The following is a 19,701-nucleotide window of genomic DNA, read 5'->3' as shown; positions in this document are numbered from 1 at the left end:
CTGGCTTGCCTGCGATGGCATCACCTCGGTCTAACTGGCAGACCGAGTTGCCTGCATCGCAGGCAAGCCAGCTCCCACAGGGTTATTGTGGTGCTGGCAAGAGTCACGCGTTTTCCAGCAAGTTATGCAACTCCACAAACTGCTGCGTCAGCTTATGCCGTGGGTCCAGGTGGATCAGTGGCTTGTTCTCCTGATGCGACTCGCGCATGCGCACGGAGCTGGCCAGGTACACCGGCAGCACCGGCAGGCCCTCGGCAATCAACTCATCGAGCATCTGCTGAGGCAGGCTTGCGCGGGCCTGGAACTGGTTGACCACGATGCCTTCCACTTCCAGGCCTTCGTTGTGGTCTTCCTTCAATTCTTCGATTTCTGCCAGCAGGCCATACAGCGCCTGGCGCGAGAAGCTGTCGCAATCGAAAGGGATCAACACGCGATCAGCGGCAATCAGCGCCGATACCGCATAGAAATTCAGCGCCGGCGGCGTATCAAGGTAAATCCGGTCGTAATCTTCGCTCAACTCGTCCAGCAGCTTTCGCAGCTTGTTGATCTTGTGCTTGGCTTCAAGTTTGGGCTGCAGGTCCGCGAGCTCGGCGGTCGCGGTGATGACGTGCAGGTTGTCGAACGGCGTTTCGTAGATATCCACGCGGTTCTTCTTGGAAAACGGCCCGGAAGACAGGGTTTGCTTGAAGAACTCGGCAATGCCCATCGGGATATCGTCGCCGGTCAGCCCGGTGAGGTACTGGGTTGAGTTGGCTTGTGCATCGAGGTCCACCAACAGGGTTCGATAGCCTTCACTGGCGCTGACCGCCGCCAGGTTGCAGGCAATGCTGGACTTGCCAACGCCGCCTTTCTGATTGAACACCACACGCCGCATGGAAAAACCTCCGTGTATCAATGAATGTCCGAGTGTAGAGGGCAAAAGCGCCTGTTAGCTACCTCGTTCATTCATGCACTGCTGCATCAACCGCGTGTCTCACCTCGACTGCCATACGTAGCCGATACGCAAAAAGGAATATTCCTACAAGCCAGTCCGGCATCGGGTAAAGGACAATCGGTAAATCTTTACTACCAAATTGTAATTAGCCATGAACAATTCTTTACCAACGTTTGCTAGAACCCCGCAGCACCGGGATAATGCGCGCCACTCGGCTATTGCTCCCTGTCCCGGTATTCGGGGCCAACGGCCGCACATGGAAGCCCGCAGGGGCGGGATAACTTCTCAGTGATCACTTTCAACATCGCCCAATGGCGCGCCTGGGCTCCCGGCCTGGAAAGTGCGCACGACTGGCACGCCTGGTGCCAAGCCCCGGTGTTGCTGCCTGCCAGCGATGCTTCGCCGGACGTATCCTTCCTGCCGGCCATGCAGCGCCGCCGCCTGAGCCGACTGGCGCGCATGGCCTTTAGCGTGGGTTGGCCGCTGGCCGAAGGCCTGCAAGACCTGCCACTCGTGTTTATTTCACGGCACGGCGAAACCCCGCGCACCCTCGATATTCTCAGCGACCTGGCCAATGATCAGCCCCTATCGCCGACCCAGTTCAGCCTGTCGGTGCACAACGCGGTGATCGGCCTGTGGTCGATCCTGCGCAATGAAACCAGCGAAATGACTGCCCTAGCCGCCGCCGGCGATGGCCTGGAGCACGGCATGCTCGAAGCCGCCGCGCTGCTCAACGAGGGCGCCCCCGCGGTGTTGCTGGTAATCACCGAAGAACAACCGCCCGAGGCCTATGCCAGCTGGATCCATGACGTGCCCTTTCCCTACGCCGTCGGCCTGCTGCTGACACCGGGCGACGAGTGGCAAATGGAACTAAACAGCGGCGCTGTCCAACTCAGTCAAACCCAGTGGCCCCACGCCCTGAACCTGCTGCGCACCCTGCTCACTGAACAGGTCGCCTGCCAACATGCTTGGAAGAACCGTGTATGGAACTGGCAACGCAAGCCTTGACCGACAAACCACGGGACGCCTATTACTGGCGCCTGTTCGCCACCGCCGCCAGCTTCTTCATGTTCGGCGTGGGCGGGCTGTGCCTGCGTTTGCTGGTATTCCCGTTGCTCAGTTGCCTGCCGGGCAGCGCTGAACAACACCAGCGTCGCGCTCGCCACACCATCAGCAAACTGTTCTGGTTCTTCATCCGCATGATGCAGCGCGCCGGCGTGCTGACCTACAGCGTCGAAGGCGCAGAAAAACTCGGCCGCCCGGGCCAGATGATCGTCGCCAACCACCCGTCGCTGATCGACGTGGTGTTTTTGATCGGCCTGATGCGCCAGACCAATTGCGTGGTCAAGCAGAGCCTGTTCCAGAACCCGTTCACCCGTGGGCCGGTGCGTGATGCAGGCTATATCAGCAATGACGGCAGCGCCGAAATGCTCGATGCCGCCGCCGAGGCACTGCGCCAAGGCCAGACCCTGATCATCTTTCCGGAAGGCACCCGCACCACACCTGGCGCGGCGCCCGCCTTTCATCGCGGTGGCGCCGCCATTGCGCTGCGCGGTGCGACAATCATCACCCCGGTGGTGATCAAGGTCAGCCCCACCACCTTGACCAAGGCAGAACCCTGGTACCGCATTCCTAAACGTCGATTTCATTTCAGTTTGCGCGTGGGTGCCGATATAGAACCACACGCCTTTGCCGCACTCGGGCCCGCGCCCCAGGCTTCACGCAAGCTCAACGATTACCTGCACCACTATTTTATTAAGGAGCTCGCCGAAGATGAGCGACCAACACCGCCTTGAGCACGACATAAAGACGCTGATCATCGAGGCCCTGGGCCTGGAAGACATCAGCGTCGACGACATCGGCAGCGACCAGACCCTGTTCGGCGAAGGCTTGGGCCTGGATTCGGTAGACGCCCTGGAATTGGGCCTGGCGATCCAGAAAAAGTACGGCATCAAAATCGATGCCGACGCCAAAGACACGCGCAATCACTTCACCAATGTGGCCAGCCTTGCGGCGTTCGTCACGGCCAGACAGGCAGCTTGAGACCGGACCATGCAAACTCGTGACGATATTTTCAACACCTTGCGCGACGCCTTGGTGGAACTGTTTGAACTGGAGCCTTCGCGCGTCACCCTCGATGCCAACCTGTACCAGGACCTGGAGATCGACAGCATTGACGCCGTGGACCTGATCGACCACATCAAACGCCAAACCGGCAAGAAGATCGCCGCCGAAGAATTCAAGGCTGTGCGCACCGTAAACGACGTGGTTGAGGCGGTGTACCGTCTGGTCACACCTGCCGCATGAGCCGGCTGATCGGCCTTGGCCTGTTGCTGGCGGGGCTGCTGTATCCGTTTGCGGTGTATTACGGCACCGAGCACTTTGCGCCGTGGCAATTCGGCTTGCTGCTGGGCAGCCTGTGGCTGCTGCGTGCGCTGACCGGCGCACGACGCCCCGGCAGCCGCTGGATGGCGGTGGCGGTGATTGTGTTTTGCCTGTTGCTGGCCTGGTTCGACAACCCGCAACTGCTGCGCTGGTACCCCAGCCTGGTCAGCGCCTTCATGCTGGCACTGTTCGGCCTGAGCCTGAAATACGGCCCGCCAATGGTCGAGCGCCTGGCGCGCATGACCGACCCGCACCTGCCGCCCAAGGCAATTATCTATACACGCCAGGTCACCGTGGTGTGGAGTGTGTTTTTTCTGTGTAATGGCCTACTCGCCGCCGCCCTCACCTTATGGGCGCCGCTGAGCTGGTGGACGTTGTACAACGGCCTGATCGCCTACGGGCTGATGGGGTTGTTGTTTGCCGTGGAATGGCTGGTACGACAAAGGGTTCGAGGCCGCGTATGAATGGGTTGAAACTTGAGCACCTGCTGCTTGAGCCGCTGGAACAGCGTTTGGTCACCACCGAACCTGCGATGAATCACGCCCAGCTGTGGGCGCAATCCCTGAGCCTGGCGGCAGGCTTGCAGGCGCGCGGTATCCAGCGTTTGGCCGTGCACCTGGAAGACGCAGGCCTGCTGGCGATTGCCCTGCTCGGCGCCTGGCGTGCCGGCGCCAGCGTGTTGCTGCCCGCCGACCTGCAGCCCCAAACGCGCCAGCGCTGGGACGACGCCGTGGATGCCTGGCTGATTGAGGCCGCCGATCTTGACGCGCTGTATCAGCCGCCGTTGAGCGCCGCCGCACTCGACCTGGATACCTGCCAACTGAGCCTGTGTACCTCCGGCTCCAGTGGCGAACCCAAGCGCATCGACAAGACCCTGCGCCAACTGGCTAACGAAGTTCAGGCGCTGGAAACCCTGTGGGGTGCGGACCTTAAAGACGCGTGCATCATCGGCAGCGTTGCCACCCAACACATCTACGGTTTGTTGTTCCGGGTGTTGTGGCCGTTGTGCGCCGGTCGCACCTTTGTGCGCAAACAACTGGCCTTCCCCGAAGACATGCAGCGCGCCAGCCGCGAACACCCACAATTCGCCTGGGTCGCCAGCCCCGCGCTGCTCAAGCGCATGGGCGACAACCTCGACTGGCCCGCGCTGAGCCAGGTGGCACGGGTGTTTTCCTCCGGTGGCGCGTTGCCTATCGAGGCCGCCGGCAGCCTTTATGACCGTTTGCAGCAATGGCCGACGGAAATCCTCGGTAGCTCGGAAACCGGCGGCATCGCCTGGCGCCAAGGCGCGCAGCCGTGGCAGCCGTTCGCCGACGTAGCGCTGAGCCAGGATGCCGACGGCGCCCTGCGCATTGCGTCGCCTTACCTGCCCGAGGGGCATATCGAACAGACCGCCGACGCCGCCCGCATTCATTCCGATGGCCGCTTTGAGCTGCTGGGCCGCCTGGACCGCATCGTCAAGCTGGAAGAAAAACGCATCTCCCTGCCCATGTTGGAGCAGGCGCTGATGGCCCACGCCTGGGTCGCCGAAACCCGCCTGGGCGTGGTGCAGGAAAACCGCGCCTCCCTCGGCGCGCTGGTGGTGCTGAGCGCCGATGGCCTGCATGCGCTGCGCAATCAGGGCCGCCGCACCGTCACCCAAACCTTGCGCCAGCACCTGAGCCAACACTGCGAAGCACTGGCCCTACCGCGTCGCTGGCGGTTGCTGCGCCAGTTGCCACTGAATGCTCAAGGCAAACTGCCCCAGGCGGATGTGGCGGCGCTGCTGCTCGCACCACGGCCAAAAGCGCCCGAAGTGCTGGAGCAAGTCGAAGCCAACGGTGAATGGACCGTGCAACTGAGCATCCCGCCGGACCTGGCCTATTTCAGCGGCCACTTCCCGGTCACGCCGGTTTTGCCAGGCGTGGTGCAGGTGGAATGGGCCTTCAACCTCGGCCAGCAGTTGCTGGATTTGCCCACAACCTTTGCCGGCATGGAAGTGCTCAAGTTCCAGCAACTGGTACGCCCCGGCGACCACGTTGAACTGCACCTGCGCTTCGACCAGGAACGCGCCAAGCTGTACTTCGCCTACCGCAACGGCGTCGCGGCCTGCTCCAGCGGCCGGATCCAACTGGTAAACGCGCATGCATAAGCTTTTGTGGCAGGCGGGATTGTTGTGGCGAGCGGGCTTGCCTCGCATTGGGCTGCGAAGCGGCCCCAGTAAGGTAACCGAGCTGTGTCAGACATACCGAGTGGGCAGGTTTTGGGGCTGCTTCGCAGCCCAACGCGGGGCAAGCCTGCTCACCACAGGAAGTCCGCCACCAGTCGGTTGGGTGAGCCATGCATAACCCCTGCGCCCTGATCCCGGTCTACAACCATGAAGCCGCCGTACCCGCCGTGGTCCACAGCCTGCTGAACAGCGGCCTGCCGTGCCTGTTGGTCGACGACGGCAGCAGCCCGGCCTGCGCGGCGGTCTTGGCGCAATTGGCCACACTCAAAAACGTCACCCTGCTGACCTTGCCCAACAACCAAGGCAAAGGCGGCGCAGTGATGGCCGGTTTCCGCGAAGCCGCGCGCCTGGGCTTCACGCATGCCCTGCAAGTAGACGCCGACGGCCAGCACGACCTGCGCGAAGTCGAGAGTTTCCTCGATACCTCACGCAGGCACCCCGACGCCGTAATCTGCGGCTACCCCGAATACGACGACAGCGTGCCCAAGGGCCGCCTCTACGCACGCTACCTGACCCACGTGTGGGTGTGGATCAACACCCTGTCGCTGCAGATTCGCGACTCGATGTGCGGCTTTCGCGTGTACCCGCTGGCGCCTACGCTGGCCCTGATGGACTCGGCCTACATCGGCACGCGCATGGATTTCGACTCCGACATCCTGGTGCGCCTGGCTTGGCGTAACCAGCCAATGCGCTGGCTGCCGACCAAGGTGCACTACCCCGCCGACGGCGTGTCGCACTTCCGCCTGCTGCGCGACAACGTGCGCATCTCGGCCATGCACACGCGGTTGTTCTTCGGCATGCTGGTGCGTGCGCCGATGATCCTGTGGCGACGGTGGCAGGCATGAGCGACAACACCAAGCACTGGGCCGACCGCGAAGAGCGCGGCAGTTTCTGGCTGATGAAACTCACCGCCGTCGCCGCTAAAGTCCTTGGCCGCCGCCTGCTGAGCCCGTTGCTGTACGGCATCGTGCTGTACTTTTTCCTGTTCGGCCGCACAGCACGCCACAGCGCCTGGGAATACCAGCAGCGCCTGGCCGACTGGAGCGGGCGCGATGAGCTGCGGCCTACGCATAAAAAAGTCTTCGGCCAGTTCATGGCGTTTGCCGACTCATTGCTCGACAAGCTCGACGTGTGGAACGGCAAGCTGCACCTGGAACAGATCGAAATCAACGACCCGGCGCAATTGCGCGGGCAACTGCGCGGTGAACGCGGGCAGATGCTGGTCGGCGCGCATTTGGGCAACCTTGAAGTGTGCCGCGCGCTGGCCGAAATGGGTGAACAAGTCACCATGAACGTGCTGGTGCACACCAAGCACGCCGAGCGTTTCAACCGCCTGCTGGGCGAAGCCGGGGCCACGCATTTGCGCCTGATCCAAGTCAGCGAACTGGACCCGGCGACCATGCTGCTGCTCAGCCAGCGCCTGGACGACGGCGAATGGCTGGCAATTGCCGGCGACCGCGTACCCCTGCACGGCGGGCGCAAGGTGCGTGTGGATTTCCTCGGTTTTGACGCAGCATTCCCCCAAGGCCCGTGGCTGCTGGCCGGGCTGCTCAAATGCCCGGTGAACCTGCTGATGTGCCTGAAACACCAGGGCCGCTATCGCTTGACCATCGAGCCCTTCGCGCAATTGATCGAATGGAAGCGCAGCACCCGCGAGCAGGTCATCGCCCTGTGGACCGCGCGCTACGCCGCACGCCTGGGCCAGTTCTGCCTGGAAGCGCCCCAACAATGGTTCAACTTTTACCCTTTCTGGAAGACCGATGACGACGCATCTTGAGCCGGTAACCTTTGGCGAACGCGCTTTGCGCATTGAAGACGTGCTGGCCTTGGCCAACCGTCAGGCGCCCACGCAGTTGCAGGGCGACGCGGCGTATCGCCAGCGCATTGCCAAAGGCGCGCAGTTCCTCGACTCGCTGCTGGACAAGGAAGGCGTGATCTACGGCGTGACCACCGGCTACGGCGACTCGTGCGTGGTGGCGGTGCCGTTGCAGCACGTCGAGGCGTTGCCACGTCACCTGTACACCTTCCACGGCTGCGGCCTGGGCAAGTTGCTCGACGCACAAGCCACCCGCGCGGTGCTGGCGGCGCGCTTGCAGTCGTTGTGCCACGGCGTTTCCGGGGTGCGTGTGGAGTTGCTGGAGCGTCTGCACGCATTCCTGGCGCACGACGTGCTGCCGCTGATCCCGGAAGAAGGCTCGGTGGGCGCCAGCGGGGATTTGACGCCGCTGTCCTACGTGGCCGCGACCTTGTCCGGCGAGCGCGAAGTGATGTTCGGTGGCGAACGTCGCCAGGCCGCCGATGTGCACCGCGAACTCGGCTGGGAGCCGCTGGTGCTACGCCCCAAAGAAGCCCTGGCCTTGATGAACGGTACCGCCGTGATGACCGGCCTCGCCTGCCTGGCCTTCGCCCGCGCCGACTACCTGCTGCAACTGGCCACGCGCATCACCGCGCTGAACGTGGTGGCGCTGCAAGGCAACCCGGAACACTTTGACGAGCGCCTGTTCGCCGCCAAGCCGCACCCGGGGCAGATGCAAGTCGCCGCGTGGCTGCGCAAAGACCTGGCGATTGATGCGCCAACCGCACCGCTGCACCGCCTGCAGGATCGCTACTCGCTGCGCTGTGCGCCCCACGTGCTCGGCGTGCTGGCCGACAGCCTGAACTGGCTGCGCTCATTTATCGAGATCGAACTGAACAGCGCCAACGACAACCCGATTATCGACGCCGAAGAAGAACGCGTACTGCACGGCGGGCACTTCTACGGCGGGCACATCGCCTTCGCGATGGACAGCCTCAAGACCTTGGTGGCCAACGTCGCCGACCTGCTCGACCGCCAGCTCGCGCTGCTGGTGGATGTGCGTTACAACCACGGCTTGCCGAGCAACCTGTCCGGCGCGCCGGCCGACCGCGCGATGATCAACCACGGCTTCAAGGCCGTGCAGATCGGCACCAGTGCCTGGACCGCCGAAGCGCTGAAAAACACCATGCCGGCCAGCGTGTTCTCGCGCTCCACCGAGTGCCATAACCAGGACAAAGTGAGCATGGGCACCATCGCCGCCCGCGATGCGATCCGCGTGCTGGAACTGACCGAACAGGTGGCCGCCGCCACCCTGCTCGCGGCCAACCAAGGTGTGTGGCTGCGTGCCCAGGCTGAGGATGCGCGGCCACTGCCGCCGGCCTTGGCAGCCATGCATGAAGCACTCGCCAAAGACTTCCCGCCGGTCATCGAAGACCGTGCGCTGGAAGGCGAACTGCGCCTGTGCCTCAAGCGTATCGCCGAGCAACACTGGAGGCTGCATGCGTAGCCAAGGCGTGTTGCATTGCGACACTGAAATCCGCGTGCCGTTTTTCGACATCGACACCATGAACGTGGTGTGGCACGGGCATTACGTGAAGTACCTGGAAGTGGCGCGCTGCGCGCTGCTGGACAAGCTCGGCCATAACTACACCGCGATGCTCGAATCCGGCTACGCCTGGCCGGTGATCGACATGCAGCTGCGCTACGTGCGCGGCGCCACCTTTGGCCAAACGATCAATGTGCGCGCCAGCCTGGTGGAATGGGAGAACCGTTTGAAGGTGAATTACCTGATCACTGATCTGGCCAGCGGCGAACGCCTGACCCGCGCCAGCACCGTGCAAGTGGCGGTAGAGATTGCCAGCCGCGAGATGCAGTTGGCCTCGCCGAAAATATTCACCGACGCCGTCGAAAGGGCCTTGGCATGAGAGTTTTAATCCTGTTTGCAAGCGTGATGCTGAGCCTCAGCGCTCATGCTTTTGACCTGCAACAGCTGAGCGACCAGTTGGCTAAACCCTCAGTGATCCACGGCACCTTCACCCAGGAAAAACACCTGCGCGCCCTGCCGCAACCCTTGGTCAGCAAAGGCACCTTCGTGCTCGCCAAAGACCACGGCCTGCTGTGGCTGTTGAAAACGCCGTTGCAACAGGACTACCGCATCAGCACCCAAGGCATCGCGCGCCGCGACGCCAACGGCTGGCAGCTGCTGCCGAACAAGAGCGCCGGTGCCGAGCAGAACCGTCTGTTCCTCGCCGTGCTCCAAGGCGACAGCAGCGGCCTGCAGCGCGACTTCGACCTGCAACTGCAAGGCGAGGCCAAGCAATGGAAGCTGACGCTGACCCCACGCTCATTGCTGCTCAAGCAAGTGTTCACCCAGATCAATATCGACGGCGGCGAGCTGGTCCAAACCATCCAACTGCTGGAAACCCAAGGCGACAGCACCGTGCTGCGCATGCAGGACAGCACGGCCGGCCAACCGTTGAGTGAAGCGGAGAGCCACGACTTTGCCCAGTGAGCGCCTGTTACCGCGCCTGTTCCTGATCCTGCTGGTGGCTGTACTGGCCCTGGCCGGCTGGCAGTGGCGCCAGGGTGCACCGCTGTCGGCCAACCTGATGGAGCTGGTGCCGGGCAGCACGCCGGATGCACTGGAGCTCAAAGCCGAACAGCGCATGCAGGAACCGCTGAACCGCGAAATGCTGGTGTTGGTGGGGCATGCCGATCGGCAAAAAGCCGTGGCGCTCGCGCAGCAATTGGGCGAGCGCTGGCAAGCCAGCGGGCTGTTTGAAAAAGTGCAGTGGAACCTGCAAGCCGACTTGCCGGCGTTGCGCGAACAACTGCTGCGCGGGCGACTGGCGATGCTCTCAGCCAAAGACCGCGAACAACTGATCGAGCACCCCGACGCCTTCATTCAGCAGCGTGTGCAAGCGTTGTTCGACCCGTTCACCGGGTTCAGCCTGGTGCCAAGCCAGGACGACTGGCTGGGCCTCACCGGACGTATCCAGAACAGCCAGCCGCAGCACGGTTCGGTGCAACTGGATATCGGCAGCGGCGCGTTGATCGCCGATGCCGACGGCAAAAGCTGGGTGCTGCTGCGCGCGCGTACCACCGGCAATGCCTTCGATATGAAACTGCCGCTGCAAGTGGCGGATCTGCTGCAGGCCAGCCGCGCGCAGGCCAGCGAACAAGACGCGCAATTGCTCGCCGCCAGCGGGTTGCTCTACGCGGCCAATGGTCAGCAGCAGGCGACCCGCGAAATCACCTGGGTCGGCGGCGGCGCCACCCTGGGCATTCTGTTATTGCTGTTGTTGGCGTTCCGCCGCTGGCGCGTGCTGCTTGCCTTTGTGCCGGTGCTGGTGGGCATGCTGTTTGGCGCGGTGGCCTGTGTGGCGCTGTTCGGCCATATGCATGTGATGACCTTGGTGCTGGGCTCCAGCCTGATCGGCGTGGCGGTGGATTACCCGCTGCACTACCTGTCCAAAAGCTGGAGCCTGCAGCCGTGGCGCAGTTGGCCGGCGTTGCGCCTGACGCTACCAGGGCTGAGCCTGAGCCTGGCCACCAGTTGCATCGGCTACTTGGCGCTGGCCTGGACGCCCTTCCCGGCGCTGACGCAAATCGCGGTGTTCTCCGCCGCCGGTTTAGTCGGCGCCTACCTGTCGGCCGTGTGCCTGTTGCCCGCGCTGCTCAAAGGCGTGGAGCTGCGCCCGGCGCAATGGCCGCTGCGCATCGCTGAAGGCCTGTGGCTGCTGCGTGCAGCCTTGATCAAACGCGTACCAAGCCCGGTGCTGCTGGCGCTGGTGCTGGTGTTTTGCGCCGGTGGCCTGTGGCACCTGAACAGCAAAAACGATATCCGCCAATGGATCGGCGCCCCGCCGCACTTGCTGCAGGAAGCCCAGGCCGTGGCGCGCATCACCGGGTTCCAGCCCACCAGCCAGTTCTTCCTGGTACGGGCCGACAATCAGCAGCAGTTGCTGGAGCGTCAGGCGGCCTTGGGCCAACGCCTGGACCAACTGGTGAATATGGACAAGTTGCAGGGCTACCTGGCGCTCAACCAGTTGGTCAGCCTGCCCGCCGAGCAACAACAGCTGCGCGATGCGCTGAACCAACTGCCGCAACACTGGCAGCCGCTGCTGGACCTTGGCGTGCCCGCCAGCGCGCTGCAAGCCGAAGTCGCGCAGCTGCAAGCGCTGCCCACCGAAGACATCGATGCCGCGCTGGCAGGCCCGTTGGCCGAGCCTTGGCGCACATTGTGGCTGGGCCCGGTAAACGGCGGCGTGGCGGCGATGGTCAGCCTGCAAGGCTTAAACAACCCTGCGTTGCTACGGGTGCAGGCGCTGGACCTGCCCGGCGTGCAATTGGTCGATCGCCTGGGCGACTTGAACCGCGTGTTCGCCGACACGCAGATCAGCGCCGCTGAATTGAAATTGATGTCGTGCGTGCTGATCGTGCTGTTGCTGATCCTGCCGTTCGGCTTCGGCGGCGCCTTGCGCATCGTCGCGCTGCCGCTGCTCGCGGCGCTGTGCAGCCTGGCCAGCCTGGGTTGGTTGGGCCAACCGCTGACCCTGTTCAGCCTGTTCGGCCTGCTGCTGGTCACGGCCATCAGCGTCGACTACGCGATCTTGATGCGCGAGCAAATCGGCGGCCCTGCCGTGAGTCTTTTAGGTACGCTACTGGCAGCGCTGACGACTTGGTTGTCGTTTGGCCTGCTGGCAGTGTCGAGTACGCCGGCCGTGAGTAATTTCGGCCTGTCGGTCAGTTTGGGCCTGGCGTTCAGCTTTATGCTGGCGCCTTGGGCCGGCCAACAGAAGCACGCCTTATGAATGTGATTACCGCCAAAATGGCAAGGAGCCATCGTGCCCACAGTTGAAATGGAACGTCGCCAGGTGGTGGTGATTGGTGCCGGCCCGTCCGGTGCGATCGCTGCCGCGCTGTTAAAGCGCAACGGGCATGATGTATTGATTATCGAGCGTCAGCATTTCCCACATTTCTCGATTGGCGAAAGCCTGCTGTCGCACTGCATCGATTTTATCGAAGAAGCCGGCATGCTCGAGGCCGTCCAGGCGGCAGGCTTTCAGTTGAAAACCGGCGCCGCGTTTGCCTGGGGCGAGCGCTACAGCGCGTTTGATTTTGGTGACACGTTCAGCAACGGCAAGCCCACCACCTTCCAGGTGCAGCGCGGCGAATTCGACAAATTGCTGGCCGACCAGGCCGCCGTGCAAGGCGTGGACATTCGCTACGGCGAAACCATTGTCGGCGTGGACTTCGCCGGCGAAAGCCGCTACCTGCACGTGCGCCGCGAGAATGGCAGCGAGTACCACCTCAAGGCCAAGTTCGTGCTCGACGCCAGCGGCTACGGCCGCGTGCTGCCGCGCCTGCTGGACCTGGAAGCACCGTCAAATTTCCCGCTGCGCCAGGCGGTGTTCACCCACGTTGAAGACCACATCGACCACCCAGGCTTCGACCGCACCAAGATCCTGATCACCACCCACCCCACCCAGCGTGACATCTGGTTCTGGACCATCCCGTTCAGCAACGGTCGCTGCTCGGTGGGCGTGGTTGCGGCCAAGGAGCATTTCGACGGCCGCGACAGCGACCTCGACGCCTGCCTGCGCGGCTTTATCGCAGAAACCCCAAGCCTTGCCGGCGTGCTGCAAAACGCCGTGTGGGACACGCCCGCGCGCACCATCGGTGGCTACTCCGCCAACGTCAAAACCCTGCACGGCCCGGGCTTTGCGCTGCTGGGCAACGCGGCGGAATTCCTCGACCCGGTGTTTTCTTCCGGTGTGACCATCGCCATGCGCTCGGCAAGCATGGCCGCGGGGCTGCTGCATCGCCAACTCAAGGGCGAAACAGTGGATTGGCAAACCGAGTTTGCCGAGCCGTTGAAGCGCGGCGTCGATACCTTCCGTTGCTACGTCGAAGGCTGGTACGCCGGCACCTTCCAGGATGTGATTTTCCACCCGAGCAGCTCGCCGGAGATTCGCCGGATGATCAGCTCGATCCTCGCCGGCTATGCGTGGGATGAGCGCAACCCGTTTGTCAGCGAACCCAAGCGGCGGTTGCGGATGTTGTCGGAGATTTGTGCGGGCGAAACAGTATGAGCACTCAATACCTGAGTAAAAACTACGTCGAAGAAACCAAGTTCGGCTTCTGGTTCCTGCGCAGCCACACCTGGCAGCATCACGTGTTGCGCGTGGCGATCAACGACCTGCGCAGCTTGTTCACCGAGCCACTACCGGTAGCGCCGGTGTTGCTGGACGCCGGTTGCGGCCAGGGCAAATCGTTCCAGTATTTACAGCACGTGTTCGCGCCGCAGCGCCTGATCGGCCTGGACGCCGACCCTCACAGCCTGGAACTGAGCAAGGCCGAAGCCGCGCGCCAGGGCCTGACCATCGAGCTGATCGGCAGCGACTGCGCCACCCTGCAAGTGCCGGATGAAAGCGTCGATATCCTGTTCTGCCACCAGACCTTCCACCACCTGGTGGAACAGCATCGCGCCTTGAAAGAGTTCTACCGCGTGCTCAAACCGGGCGGCTACTTGCTGTTTGCCGAGTCCACCGAAGCCTACATCGACACCTGGGTGATTCGCTGGCTGTTCCGCCACCCGATGCACGTGCAGAAAAGCGCCGAAGAGTATTTGCAAATGCTGCGCGAGCAGGGCTTTGAATTCGGCCCGCAGAACGTCTCGTATCCGTACTTATGGTGGAGCCGTTCCAGCGATTTCGGCTTGCTCGAGCGCTGGGGCCTGCGCAACCCGCCACCGGTGGGCCAGCGTGAAGAGACCTTGGTGAACTGCGTGGCGCGTAAGCCTTTAGTGAGCGCCGCACCATGATCCGCCTGCTGTTGATCGGCTGCCTGTTGCTGCTGAGCGCCTGCGTCAGCCAGCCGCCATTGCCGGAAAAACCCCCAGCCCTGGCCTTGCCGATGCAACTGCATGTGCAGCGCCTGGCAGGCAGCCAGAGCCAGGATTGGCTGCTGGTGATCCAGCGCGAAGGCGCAGCCATTCGCTGGTCGATGATGGACCCGCTGGGCATTCCCCTGGCCCGGCAAAAGCTGGTAGATGGCCAGTGGCAGGCCGATGGCTTGCTGCCGCCCAACCCTCAAGCCCGCGAGTTGTTCGCCGCACTGCTGTTTGCCCTGACCTCGGCGGATGACGTGCGTGCGCTGTACCCCAGCGCCCAAGCCATGGACCTCACGCGCACGCTGCCAGGCCATTGGCAAATCGTGTATCAGTCTTCCGAGGTGTTTAGCGTGAACATGACGGGCCAGCCGTTGAGCTACCGCATCACGCCGCTTGGGGTTGCCCGATGACGGCTTATCTAAATGCGCTGGGCGTGATCTGTGCCTTGGGGCGCGGCCAGGCCGAGGTCAGCCGCAGCCTGTTCGCCGGCGACTGCTCCGGTATGCGCGCCGAGAGCGGCTGGGTGCCGGAACGTGTGTTGCCGGTGGGTGGCGTGCGCAGCGAGCTAGCGACTATCCCTGTCGAACTGAACCAACAAAGCAGCCGCAACAACCAGTTGCTGCTGGAAGCGGCGTTGCAGATTGAAAGCGAGATCCGCCAGGCAATCCACGATTACGGCGCATCGCGAGTCGGCGTGGTTTTGGGCACCAGCACTTCGGGCATTGACGAAGCCAGCCGTGGCATCGCCAATTACCTGCGCGACCAGCAATTCCCCGGCGACTACGACTACCAACAACAGGAACTCAGCGCCCCGGCGAATTTCCTTGCCGACTGGCTGCAACTGAGCGGCCCGGCCTATGTGATTTCCACCGCCTGCACCTCCAGCGCCCGCGCGTTGATGAGTGCTCAACGCCTGCTGGACCTGGGCATGTGTGACGCGGTGATCTGCGGCGGTGTCGACAGCCTGTGCAAGCTGACGCTGAACGGTTTTACCTCGCTGGAAGCCGTCTCCAGCGAGCGCTGCAATCCCTTTTCAGTGAACCGCAATGGCATCAATATCGGCGAAGCGGCGGTGCTGTTTCTGATGACTAAAACACCTGCACCCATTGCTTTGCTGGGCAGTGGCGCCAGTTGCGACGCGCACCATATCTCCGCGCCCGAGCCCACCGGCAAGGGCGCGTTGCAGGCGATGCGCAAGGCTTTGGCCAGCGCGAAGCTTGCGCCCGAGCACATCGGTTACCTGAACCTGCATGGCACCGCCACCCAACACAATGACGCCATGGAAAGCCTGGCTGTCGCCAGCCTGTTTCCCGAAGGCGTGGCCTGTTCTTCGACCAAGCCCATGACTGGCCACACGCTCGGTGCAGCCGGCGCGCTGGAAGCGGCGTTCTGCTGGCTGAGCCTGACACACGGCTTGGTACCACCGCATGTGTGGGACGGCCACGCCGACCCGGCGCTGCCGGCCTTGCAATGGGCGCAGGCCGGCGACACCCTGAAAAAGCGCTGCCTGATGAGCAACTCGTTTGCTTTCGGCGGTAATAACGTCAGCCTGATAATCGCAGAGGCCCCATGATCGATTGGCCACTCGCCGAACTGCTGCCCCATGCGGGCGACATGATCCTGATCGACCAGGTGTTGTCGTTCGATGAAGAGCAGATTCACACCCGCCTCACCGTCAAGCCCGGCGGCCTGTTCAACCGCGCGGACGGCAGCCTGCCGGCCTGGGTCGGCATCGAGCTGATGGCGCAAAGCGTCGCCGCCTATGCCGGGTGCCGCGCGCGCCAGAAAGGCGATGCGGTGGAATTGGGCTTCCTGCTCGGCACCCGCAAGTTCGAGTGCAACGTGGAACACTTCCCGGCAGGCGCCGAGTTGCGCATCCACGGCCTGCGCTCGCTGGAAGACGACAACGGCATGGGTGTGTTCGAATGCCACCTCACCGGCGACGGTATCCAGGCCAGCGCACGCTTGAACGTATTTCGACCGCCACAGGCGGCCAATTATTTAGATGAACCGAAGGACGAAACGCCATGACTGAATCCGTACTGGTCACCGGCTCCAGCCGTGGCATCGGCCGCGCCATTGCACTACGCCTGGCGCAGGCCGGGCATGACATCGTGCTGCATTGCCGCAGTGGCCGCGTTGAAGCGGACGCGGTGCAGGTCGAAATTGAAGCCTTGGGCCGCAAGGCTCGCGTGCTGCAATTCGATGTGGCGGATCGCGCCAGCTGCAAGGCAATCCTTGAGGCCGACGTGGAGCAACATGGCGCCTACTACGGCGTGGTGCTCAATGCCGGCCTGACCCGCGACGGTGCGTTCCCAGCCTTGTCCGAAGACGATTGGGACGTGGTGATGCGCACCAACCTCGACGGTTTCTACAATGTGCTGCACCCGGTAATGATGCCGATGATTCGTCGTCGCGCCGCCGGCCGTATCGTGTGCATCACCTCGGTGTCGGGGCTGATCGGCAACCGTGGGCAGGTCAACTACAGCGCGTCGAAAGCCGGCTTGATCGGCGCGGCCAAGGCCCTCGCTATTGAATTGGGCAAGCGCAAAATCACCGTCAACTGTGTGGCGCCCGGCTTGATCGACACTGCGATGCTGGATGAAAACGTGCCGGTAGAAGAGCTGATGAAAATGATCCCGGCACAGCGCATGGGCACGCCGGAAGAAGTCGCCGGTGCAGTGAATTTCCTGATGTCGGCCGAGGCTGGCTACATCACGCGCCAGGTGTTGGCCGTGAACGGAGGCCTGTGCTGATGAAGCGCGTCGTCGTCACCGGCATGGCCGGCATGACCTCCCTGGGCTGCGACTGGGACACCATCGCCGCCAACTTTCGCGCCAACCACAGCGGCATTCGGCGCATGGACGAGTGGGACCGTTTCACCGAACTGAACACGCGACTGGCCGGGCCCATCGACGATTTCGTGGTGCCTGCCCATTGGACGCGCAAGCAACTGCGCAGCATGGGCCGCGTCTCGCGCCTGGCCGTGTGGGCGGCAGAGCAGGCGTTGCAGGACGCCGGCTTGCTCGGCGACGAGTCGATCAAGGACGGGCGTATGGGCGTGGCCTGTGGCTCGTCCACCGGTAGCACCGATGAGATCAAGGCGTTCGGCAATATGCTGCTGAACTCCGTGGCCGAGGGGCTGAATGCCAACTCCTATGTGCGCATGATGCCGCACACCACGGCGGCGAATATCAGCATCTTCTTTGGCCTCACCGGGCGGCTGATCCCGACGTCCAGCGCCTGCACCAGTGGCAGCCAAGGCATCGGCTATGCCTACGAGGCGATCAAGTTCGGTCGCCTGCCGTTGATGCTCGCCGGCGGCGCGGAAGAATTGTGCCCTACCGAAGCGATGGTGTTCGACGCGCTGTACGCCACCAGCCTGAAAAACGATGCGCCACAGACCAGCCCACGCCCTTACGACAGCGGCCGCGATGGCCTGGTGATCGGCGAAGGCGGCGGCATGTTGGTGCTCGAAGAACTCGAACACGCGTTGGCACGCGGGGCGCACATCCACGCCGAGCTGGTGGGTTTCGGCAGCAACGCCGACGGCCAGCACACCACCCGCCCGGAGCAGAAAACCATGCGCCGCGCGATGGAACTGGCCCTGGAAGATGCCGGGCTTGAGCCTTCGGCCATCGGCTACGTGAACGGCCATGGCACTGCCACTGATCAAGGCGATATTGCCGAGACATTGGCGACCAGCAGCCTGTTCGGCAGCCGCATGCCCATCAGCTCGCAGAAAAGTTTCCTCGGCCACACCTTGGGCGCGTGCGGCGCACTGGAGTCCTGGTTCAGCATTGAAATGATGAACCGCGACCAGTACGTGCACACCTTCAACCTCGATTCGGTCGACCCGCAATGCGGCGAGCTGGATTACCTGCAAGGTGGCTTTCGCGAAATGCACAACGATTACGTGATGAACAACAACTTTGCGTTTGGCGGCGTCAACACCTCGCTGATCTTCCGCCGCTGGTCCTGAATTTTTAATCGATTGGAGAAAACGGAATGTCTTCCTTGCTACGCGCCACCCTGATCACCCTGGCGTTGCTGACCACCGCCGGCTGCACCAACAAACCGGTGCTCAACACCCAGCACGCGCTGCCGGCCGACACCCAGGTCAGCGAAGACAAAATGAAGCAGGTCATCGTCAACGCCCTGCAAAAACGCGAGTGGACCGTGCAACGCCTGAGCCCACAACTGGTGCAGGCCGAAATCACCGTGCGTAACCAGTACTACGCCGCCATCGACATCCGTTACACCCGCAACAGCTACGCCATCACCTACCGCGACAGCCGCGACCTGGGCTACAAGGACGGCAAGATCCATCGCAACTACAACCGCTGGGTGAACAACTTGGACAGCGACATCATGGCGGGTTTGCGCAGCAATGGCGCGAATGAGCCGGGGTCGGCGGCGCAGTTGTTTGAGCAGACGGGGACGTCGAAGCAGAACTGATACACCCGCTTTCCTGTGGCGAGGGAGCAAGCTCCCTCGCCACAGGTTATTCGCCCGTCATACCAACGCCTTACGGGTTAGAAGTTCCACAAACGCCTTGGCCATCGGGGTTTGCGCGCCTTTGCGTTGCACCAGCCACACGGCCGTCACCGCTTCCTGATCGAGCAACGTGCGATACACCACGCCATCAATGCGTATGCGCTGGTAAGACGCCGGCAGCACCGACACACCCAACCCCGCCGCCACCAAACCGATGATGGTCATCGCCTCTCCGGCTTCCTGGGCGAAGTGCGGGCTGAAGCCGGCGTCACGGGCCAGGTTGAGCAGTTGCGCATACAGGCCACTGCCATAGGTGCGCGGAAAGAATACAAACGGCTCCTGCGCCAGTTGCGCCAGGTGCAAACCGCGCTCGCTGCCTTCCACCAGCGGGTGGCCGGCATTCAGTACGGCGACCAGAGGCTCACGCATCAGTTCGATGACGCTAAGCGAGTCGGGCAACGGCAGCGGCCGCATAAGCCCGACCTGGATCGACTCATCCACCAGCGACTCGGCCACTTCGGTGCTGCTCATCTCTTGCAGGTTCAGGTGCACCGCCGGGAACGCCTGACGAAACGCAAAGATCGCCTGCGGAATGCTGGAATTGAACGGCGCCGACGAGGTGAAGCCAATCTTCAACTCCCCCAGTTCGCCCAACTGCGCGCGCCGGGCCACGTCCGCCGCCTTGTCGACCTGCGCCAGCACTAACCGCGCCTCGTGCAGGAACAACCGCCCCGCCTCACTCAGCTCGACCCGACGATTGGTCCGCTCAAACAAGCGCGCGCCCACCTCTTGCTCCAGCGCCTGAATCTGCTGGCTCAGCGGCGGTTGCGAGATGCCCAGTACCTGCGCGGCACGGCCAAAATGCAGCTCTTCGGCGACGGCGATGAAGTACCGCAGGTGACGCAATTCCATGCAAACCTCATTAGGTCGTTAAAGCTATCAAACAGGTCGAATAATATATTGGAAAGAATCATTAGGCAGCTATA

At 62.9% G+C, this 19,701-nt stretch carries 22 protein-coding genes; 20 read left to right on the top strand and 2 right to left on the bottom strand.

All coding sequences use genetic code 11. The features are described from left to right. Positions 1 to 103: 103 nt before the first annotated feature. Positions 104 to 874 (bottom strand): ParA family protein, encoded by a 771-nt coding sequence (locus ACI77I_RS03275; RefSeq protein ID WP_012721840.1) that lies wholly within the window; start codon positions 872 to 874, stop codon positions 104 to 106. A gap of 348 nt (positions 875 to 1,222) precedes the next feature. On the opposite strand from ACI77I_RS03275, the gene ACI77I_RS03270 reads away from it, so the two are divergent. The 20 genes from ACI77I_RS03270 (at position 1,223) to ACI77I_RS03175 (ending at position 18,676) form a co-directional block, all read left to right on the top strand. Continuing rightward, on the top strand, positions 1,223 to 1,942 hold the full coding sequence (locus ACI77I_RS03270; RefSeq protein ID WP_094949264.1) for a beta-ketoacyl synthase chain length factor: 720 nt from the start codon (positions 1,223 to 1,225) through the stop codon (positions 1,940 to 1,942). Further along, the gene (locus ACI77I_RS03265; protein ID WP_094949265.1) at positions 1,918 to 2,730 is read left to right on the top strand and encodes a 1-acyl-sn-glycerol-3-phosphate acyltransferase; all 813 of its coding nucleotides are present in this window, start codon (positions 1,918 to 1,920) and stop codon (positions 2,728 to 2,730) included. Before ACI77I_RS03270 ends, ACI77I_RS03265 begins: the two co-directional genes overlap by 25 nt. Continuing rightward, positions 2,708 to 2,977 carry a phosphopantetheine-binding protein gene (locus tag ACI77I_RS03260; protein WP_032904077.1) on the top strand — a complete coding sequence of 90 codons (270 nt, stop codon included), beginning with the start codon at positions 2,708 to 2,710 and terminating at the stop codon, positions 2,975 to 2,977. The genes ACI77I_RS03265 and ACI77I_RS03260 overlap by 23 nt, the downstream gene beginning before the upstream one ends. 9 nt (positions 2,978 to 2,986) lie before the next feature. After that, on the top strand, positions 2,987 to 3,241 hold the full coding sequence (locus tag ACI77I_RS03255) for an acyl carrier protein (protein WP_094949266.1): 255 nt from the start codon (positions 2,987 to 2,989) through the stop codon (positions 3,239 to 3,241). Continuing rightward, positions 3,238 to 3,783: a hypothetical protein gene (locus ACI77I_RS03250; protein ID WP_094949267.1), complete on the top strand. Its 546-nt coding sequence runs from the start codon at positions 3,238 to 3,240 to the stop codon at positions 3,781 to 3,783. The genes ACI77I_RS03255 and ACI77I_RS03250 overlap by 4 nt, the downstream gene beginning before the upstream one ends. Then, complete coding sequence (locus tag ACI77I_RS03245) at positions 3,780 to 5,450, top strand: acyl-CoA synthetase family protein (protein WP_094949268.1); 1,671 nt, start codon at positions 3,780 to 3,782, stop codon at positions 5,448 to 5,450. Before ACI77I_RS03250 ends, ACI77I_RS03245 begins: the two co-directional genes overlap by 4 nt. A 188-nt stretch (positions 5,451 to 5,638) precedes the next feature. After that, a complete protein-coding gene (locus tag ACI77I_RS03240) occupies positions 5,639 to 6,373 on the top strand; it encodes a glycosyltransferase family 2 protein (RefSeq protein WP_406996954.1) in 735 nt (244 codons plus the stop codon). Then, positions 6,370 to 7,305, top strand: a complete 936-nt coding sequence (locus ACI77I_RS03235) for a glycosyl transferase (RefSeq protein ID WP_094949270.1) — start codon at positions 6,370 to 6,372, stop codon at positions 7,303 to 7,305. Before ACI77I_RS03240 ends, ACI77I_RS03235 begins: the two co-directional genes overlap by 4 nt. Then, entirely contained in the window at positions 7,289 to 8,830 is a 1,542-nt protein-coding gene (hutH, locus tag ACI77I_RS03230) for a histidine ammonia-lyase (RefSeq protein WP_242154024.1), read from the top strand. Before ACI77I_RS03235 ends, hutH begins: the two co-directional genes overlap by 17 nt. Beyond that, positions 8,823 to 9,248 (top strand): thioesterase family protein, encoded by a 426-nt coding sequence (locus ACI77I_RS03225; protein ID WP_094949272.1) that lies wholly within the window; start codon positions 8,823 to 8,825, stop codon positions 9,246 to 9,248. The genes hutH and ACI77I_RS03225 overlap by 8 nt, the downstream gene beginning before the upstream one ends. Continuing rightward, entirely contained in the window at positions 9,245 to 9,835 is a 591-nt protein-coding gene (locus ACI77I_RS03220) for an outer membrane lipoprotein carrier protein LolA (RefSeq protein ID WP_263274395.1), read from the top strand. Before ACI77I_RS03225 ends, ACI77I_RS03220 begins: the two co-directional genes overlap by 4 nt. Further along, positions 9,825 to 12,137, top strand: a complete 2,313-nt coding sequence (locus ACI77I_RS03215) for an MMPL family transporter (RefSeq protein WP_406996953.1) — start codon at positions 9,825 to 9,827, stop codon at positions 12,135 to 12,137. The genes ACI77I_RS03220 and ACI77I_RS03215 overlap by 11 nt, the downstream gene beginning before the upstream one ends. Positions 12,138 to 12,170: 33 nt before the next feature. Beyond that, positions 12,171 to 13,418 carry an NAD(P)/FAD-dependent oxidoreductase gene (locus tag ACI77I_RS03210; RefSeq protein ID WP_406996952.1) on the top strand — a complete coding sequence of 416 codons (1,248 nt, stop codon included), beginning with the start codon at positions 12,171 to 12,173 and terminating at the stop codon, positions 13,416 to 13,418. Then, positions 13,415 to 14,149 carry a class I SAM-dependent methyltransferase gene (locus tag ACI77I_RS03205; protein WP_094949276.1) on the top strand — a complete coding sequence of 245 codons (735 nt, stop codon included), beginning with the start codon at positions 13,415 to 13,417 and terminating at the stop codon, positions 14,147 to 14,149. The genes ACI77I_RS03210 and ACI77I_RS03205 overlap by 4 nt, the downstream gene beginning before the upstream one ends. Beyond that, positions 14,146 to 14,628 (top strand): hypothetical protein, encoded by a 483-nt coding sequence (locus ACI77I_RS03200; protein ID WP_406996951.1) that lies wholly within the window; start codon positions 14,146 to 14,148, stop codon positions 14,626 to 14,628. The genes ACI77I_RS03205 and ACI77I_RS03200 overlap by 4 nt, the downstream gene beginning before the upstream one ends. Next, positions 14,625 to 15,791, top strand: coding sequence for a beta-ketoacyl-[acyl-carrier-protein] synthase family protein (locus ACI77I_RS03195; RefSeq protein ID WP_094949278.1), 1,167 nt, complete (start codon positions 14,625 to 14,627; stop codon positions 15,789 to 15,791). The genes ACI77I_RS03200 and ACI77I_RS03195 overlap by 4 nt, the downstream gene beginning before the upstream one ends. Beyond that, positions 15,788 to 16,249: a hotdog family protein gene (locus tag ACI77I_RS03190; RefSeq protein ID WP_083355642.1), complete on the top strand. Its 462-nt coding sequence runs from the start codon at positions 15,788 to 15,790 to the stop codon at positions 16,247 to 16,249. Before ACI77I_RS03195 ends, ACI77I_RS03190 begins: the two co-directional genes overlap by 4 nt. After that, positions 16,246 to 16,974: a 3-oxoacyl-ACP reductase FabG gene (fabG, locus tag ACI77I_RS03185; RefSeq protein ID WP_242154013.1), complete on the top strand. Its 729-nt coding sequence runs from the start codon at positions 16,246 to 16,248 to the stop codon at positions 16,972 to 16,974. The genes ACI77I_RS03190 and fabG overlap by 4 nt, the downstream gene beginning before the upstream one ends. Continuing rightward, positions 16,974 to 18,200: a beta-ketoacyl-ACP synthase gene (locus ACI77I_RS03180; RefSeq protein WP_406996950.1), complete on the top strand. Its 1,227-nt coding sequence runs from the start codon at positions 16,974 to 16,976 to the stop codon at positions 18,198 to 18,200. Before fabG ends, ACI77I_RS03180 begins: the two co-directional genes overlap by 1 nt. 26 nt (positions 18,201 to 18,226) lie before the next feature. After that, positions 18,227 to 18,676 (top strand): hypothetical protein, encoded by a 450-nt coding sequence (locus ACI77I_RS03175; protein ID WP_094949281.1) that lies wholly within the window; start codon positions 18,227 to 18,229, stop codon positions 18,674 to 18,676. A gap of 57 nt (positions 18,677 to 18,733) precedes the next feature. Here ACI77I_RS03175 and ACI77I_RS03170 read toward each other — a convergent pair whose 3' ends face one another. Continuing rightward, positions 18,734 to 19,627 (bottom strand): LysR family transcriptional regulator, encoded by an 894-nt coding sequence (locus ACI77I_RS03170; protein ID WP_242154008.1) that lies wholly within the window; start codon positions 19,625 to 19,627, stop codon positions 18,734 to 18,736. Between the last annotated feature and the right edge of the window lie 74 nt (positions 19,628 to 19,701).

It is taken from the genome of Pseudomonas sp. D47, assembly GCF_045447305.1.
GTDB lineage: Bacteria > Pseudomonadota > Gammaproteobacteria > Pseudomonadales > Pseudomonadaceae > Aquipseudomonas.
Note: the sequence above shows the minus strand (reverse complement) of the source record. Positions and strands in the feature narration are given on the sequence as shown.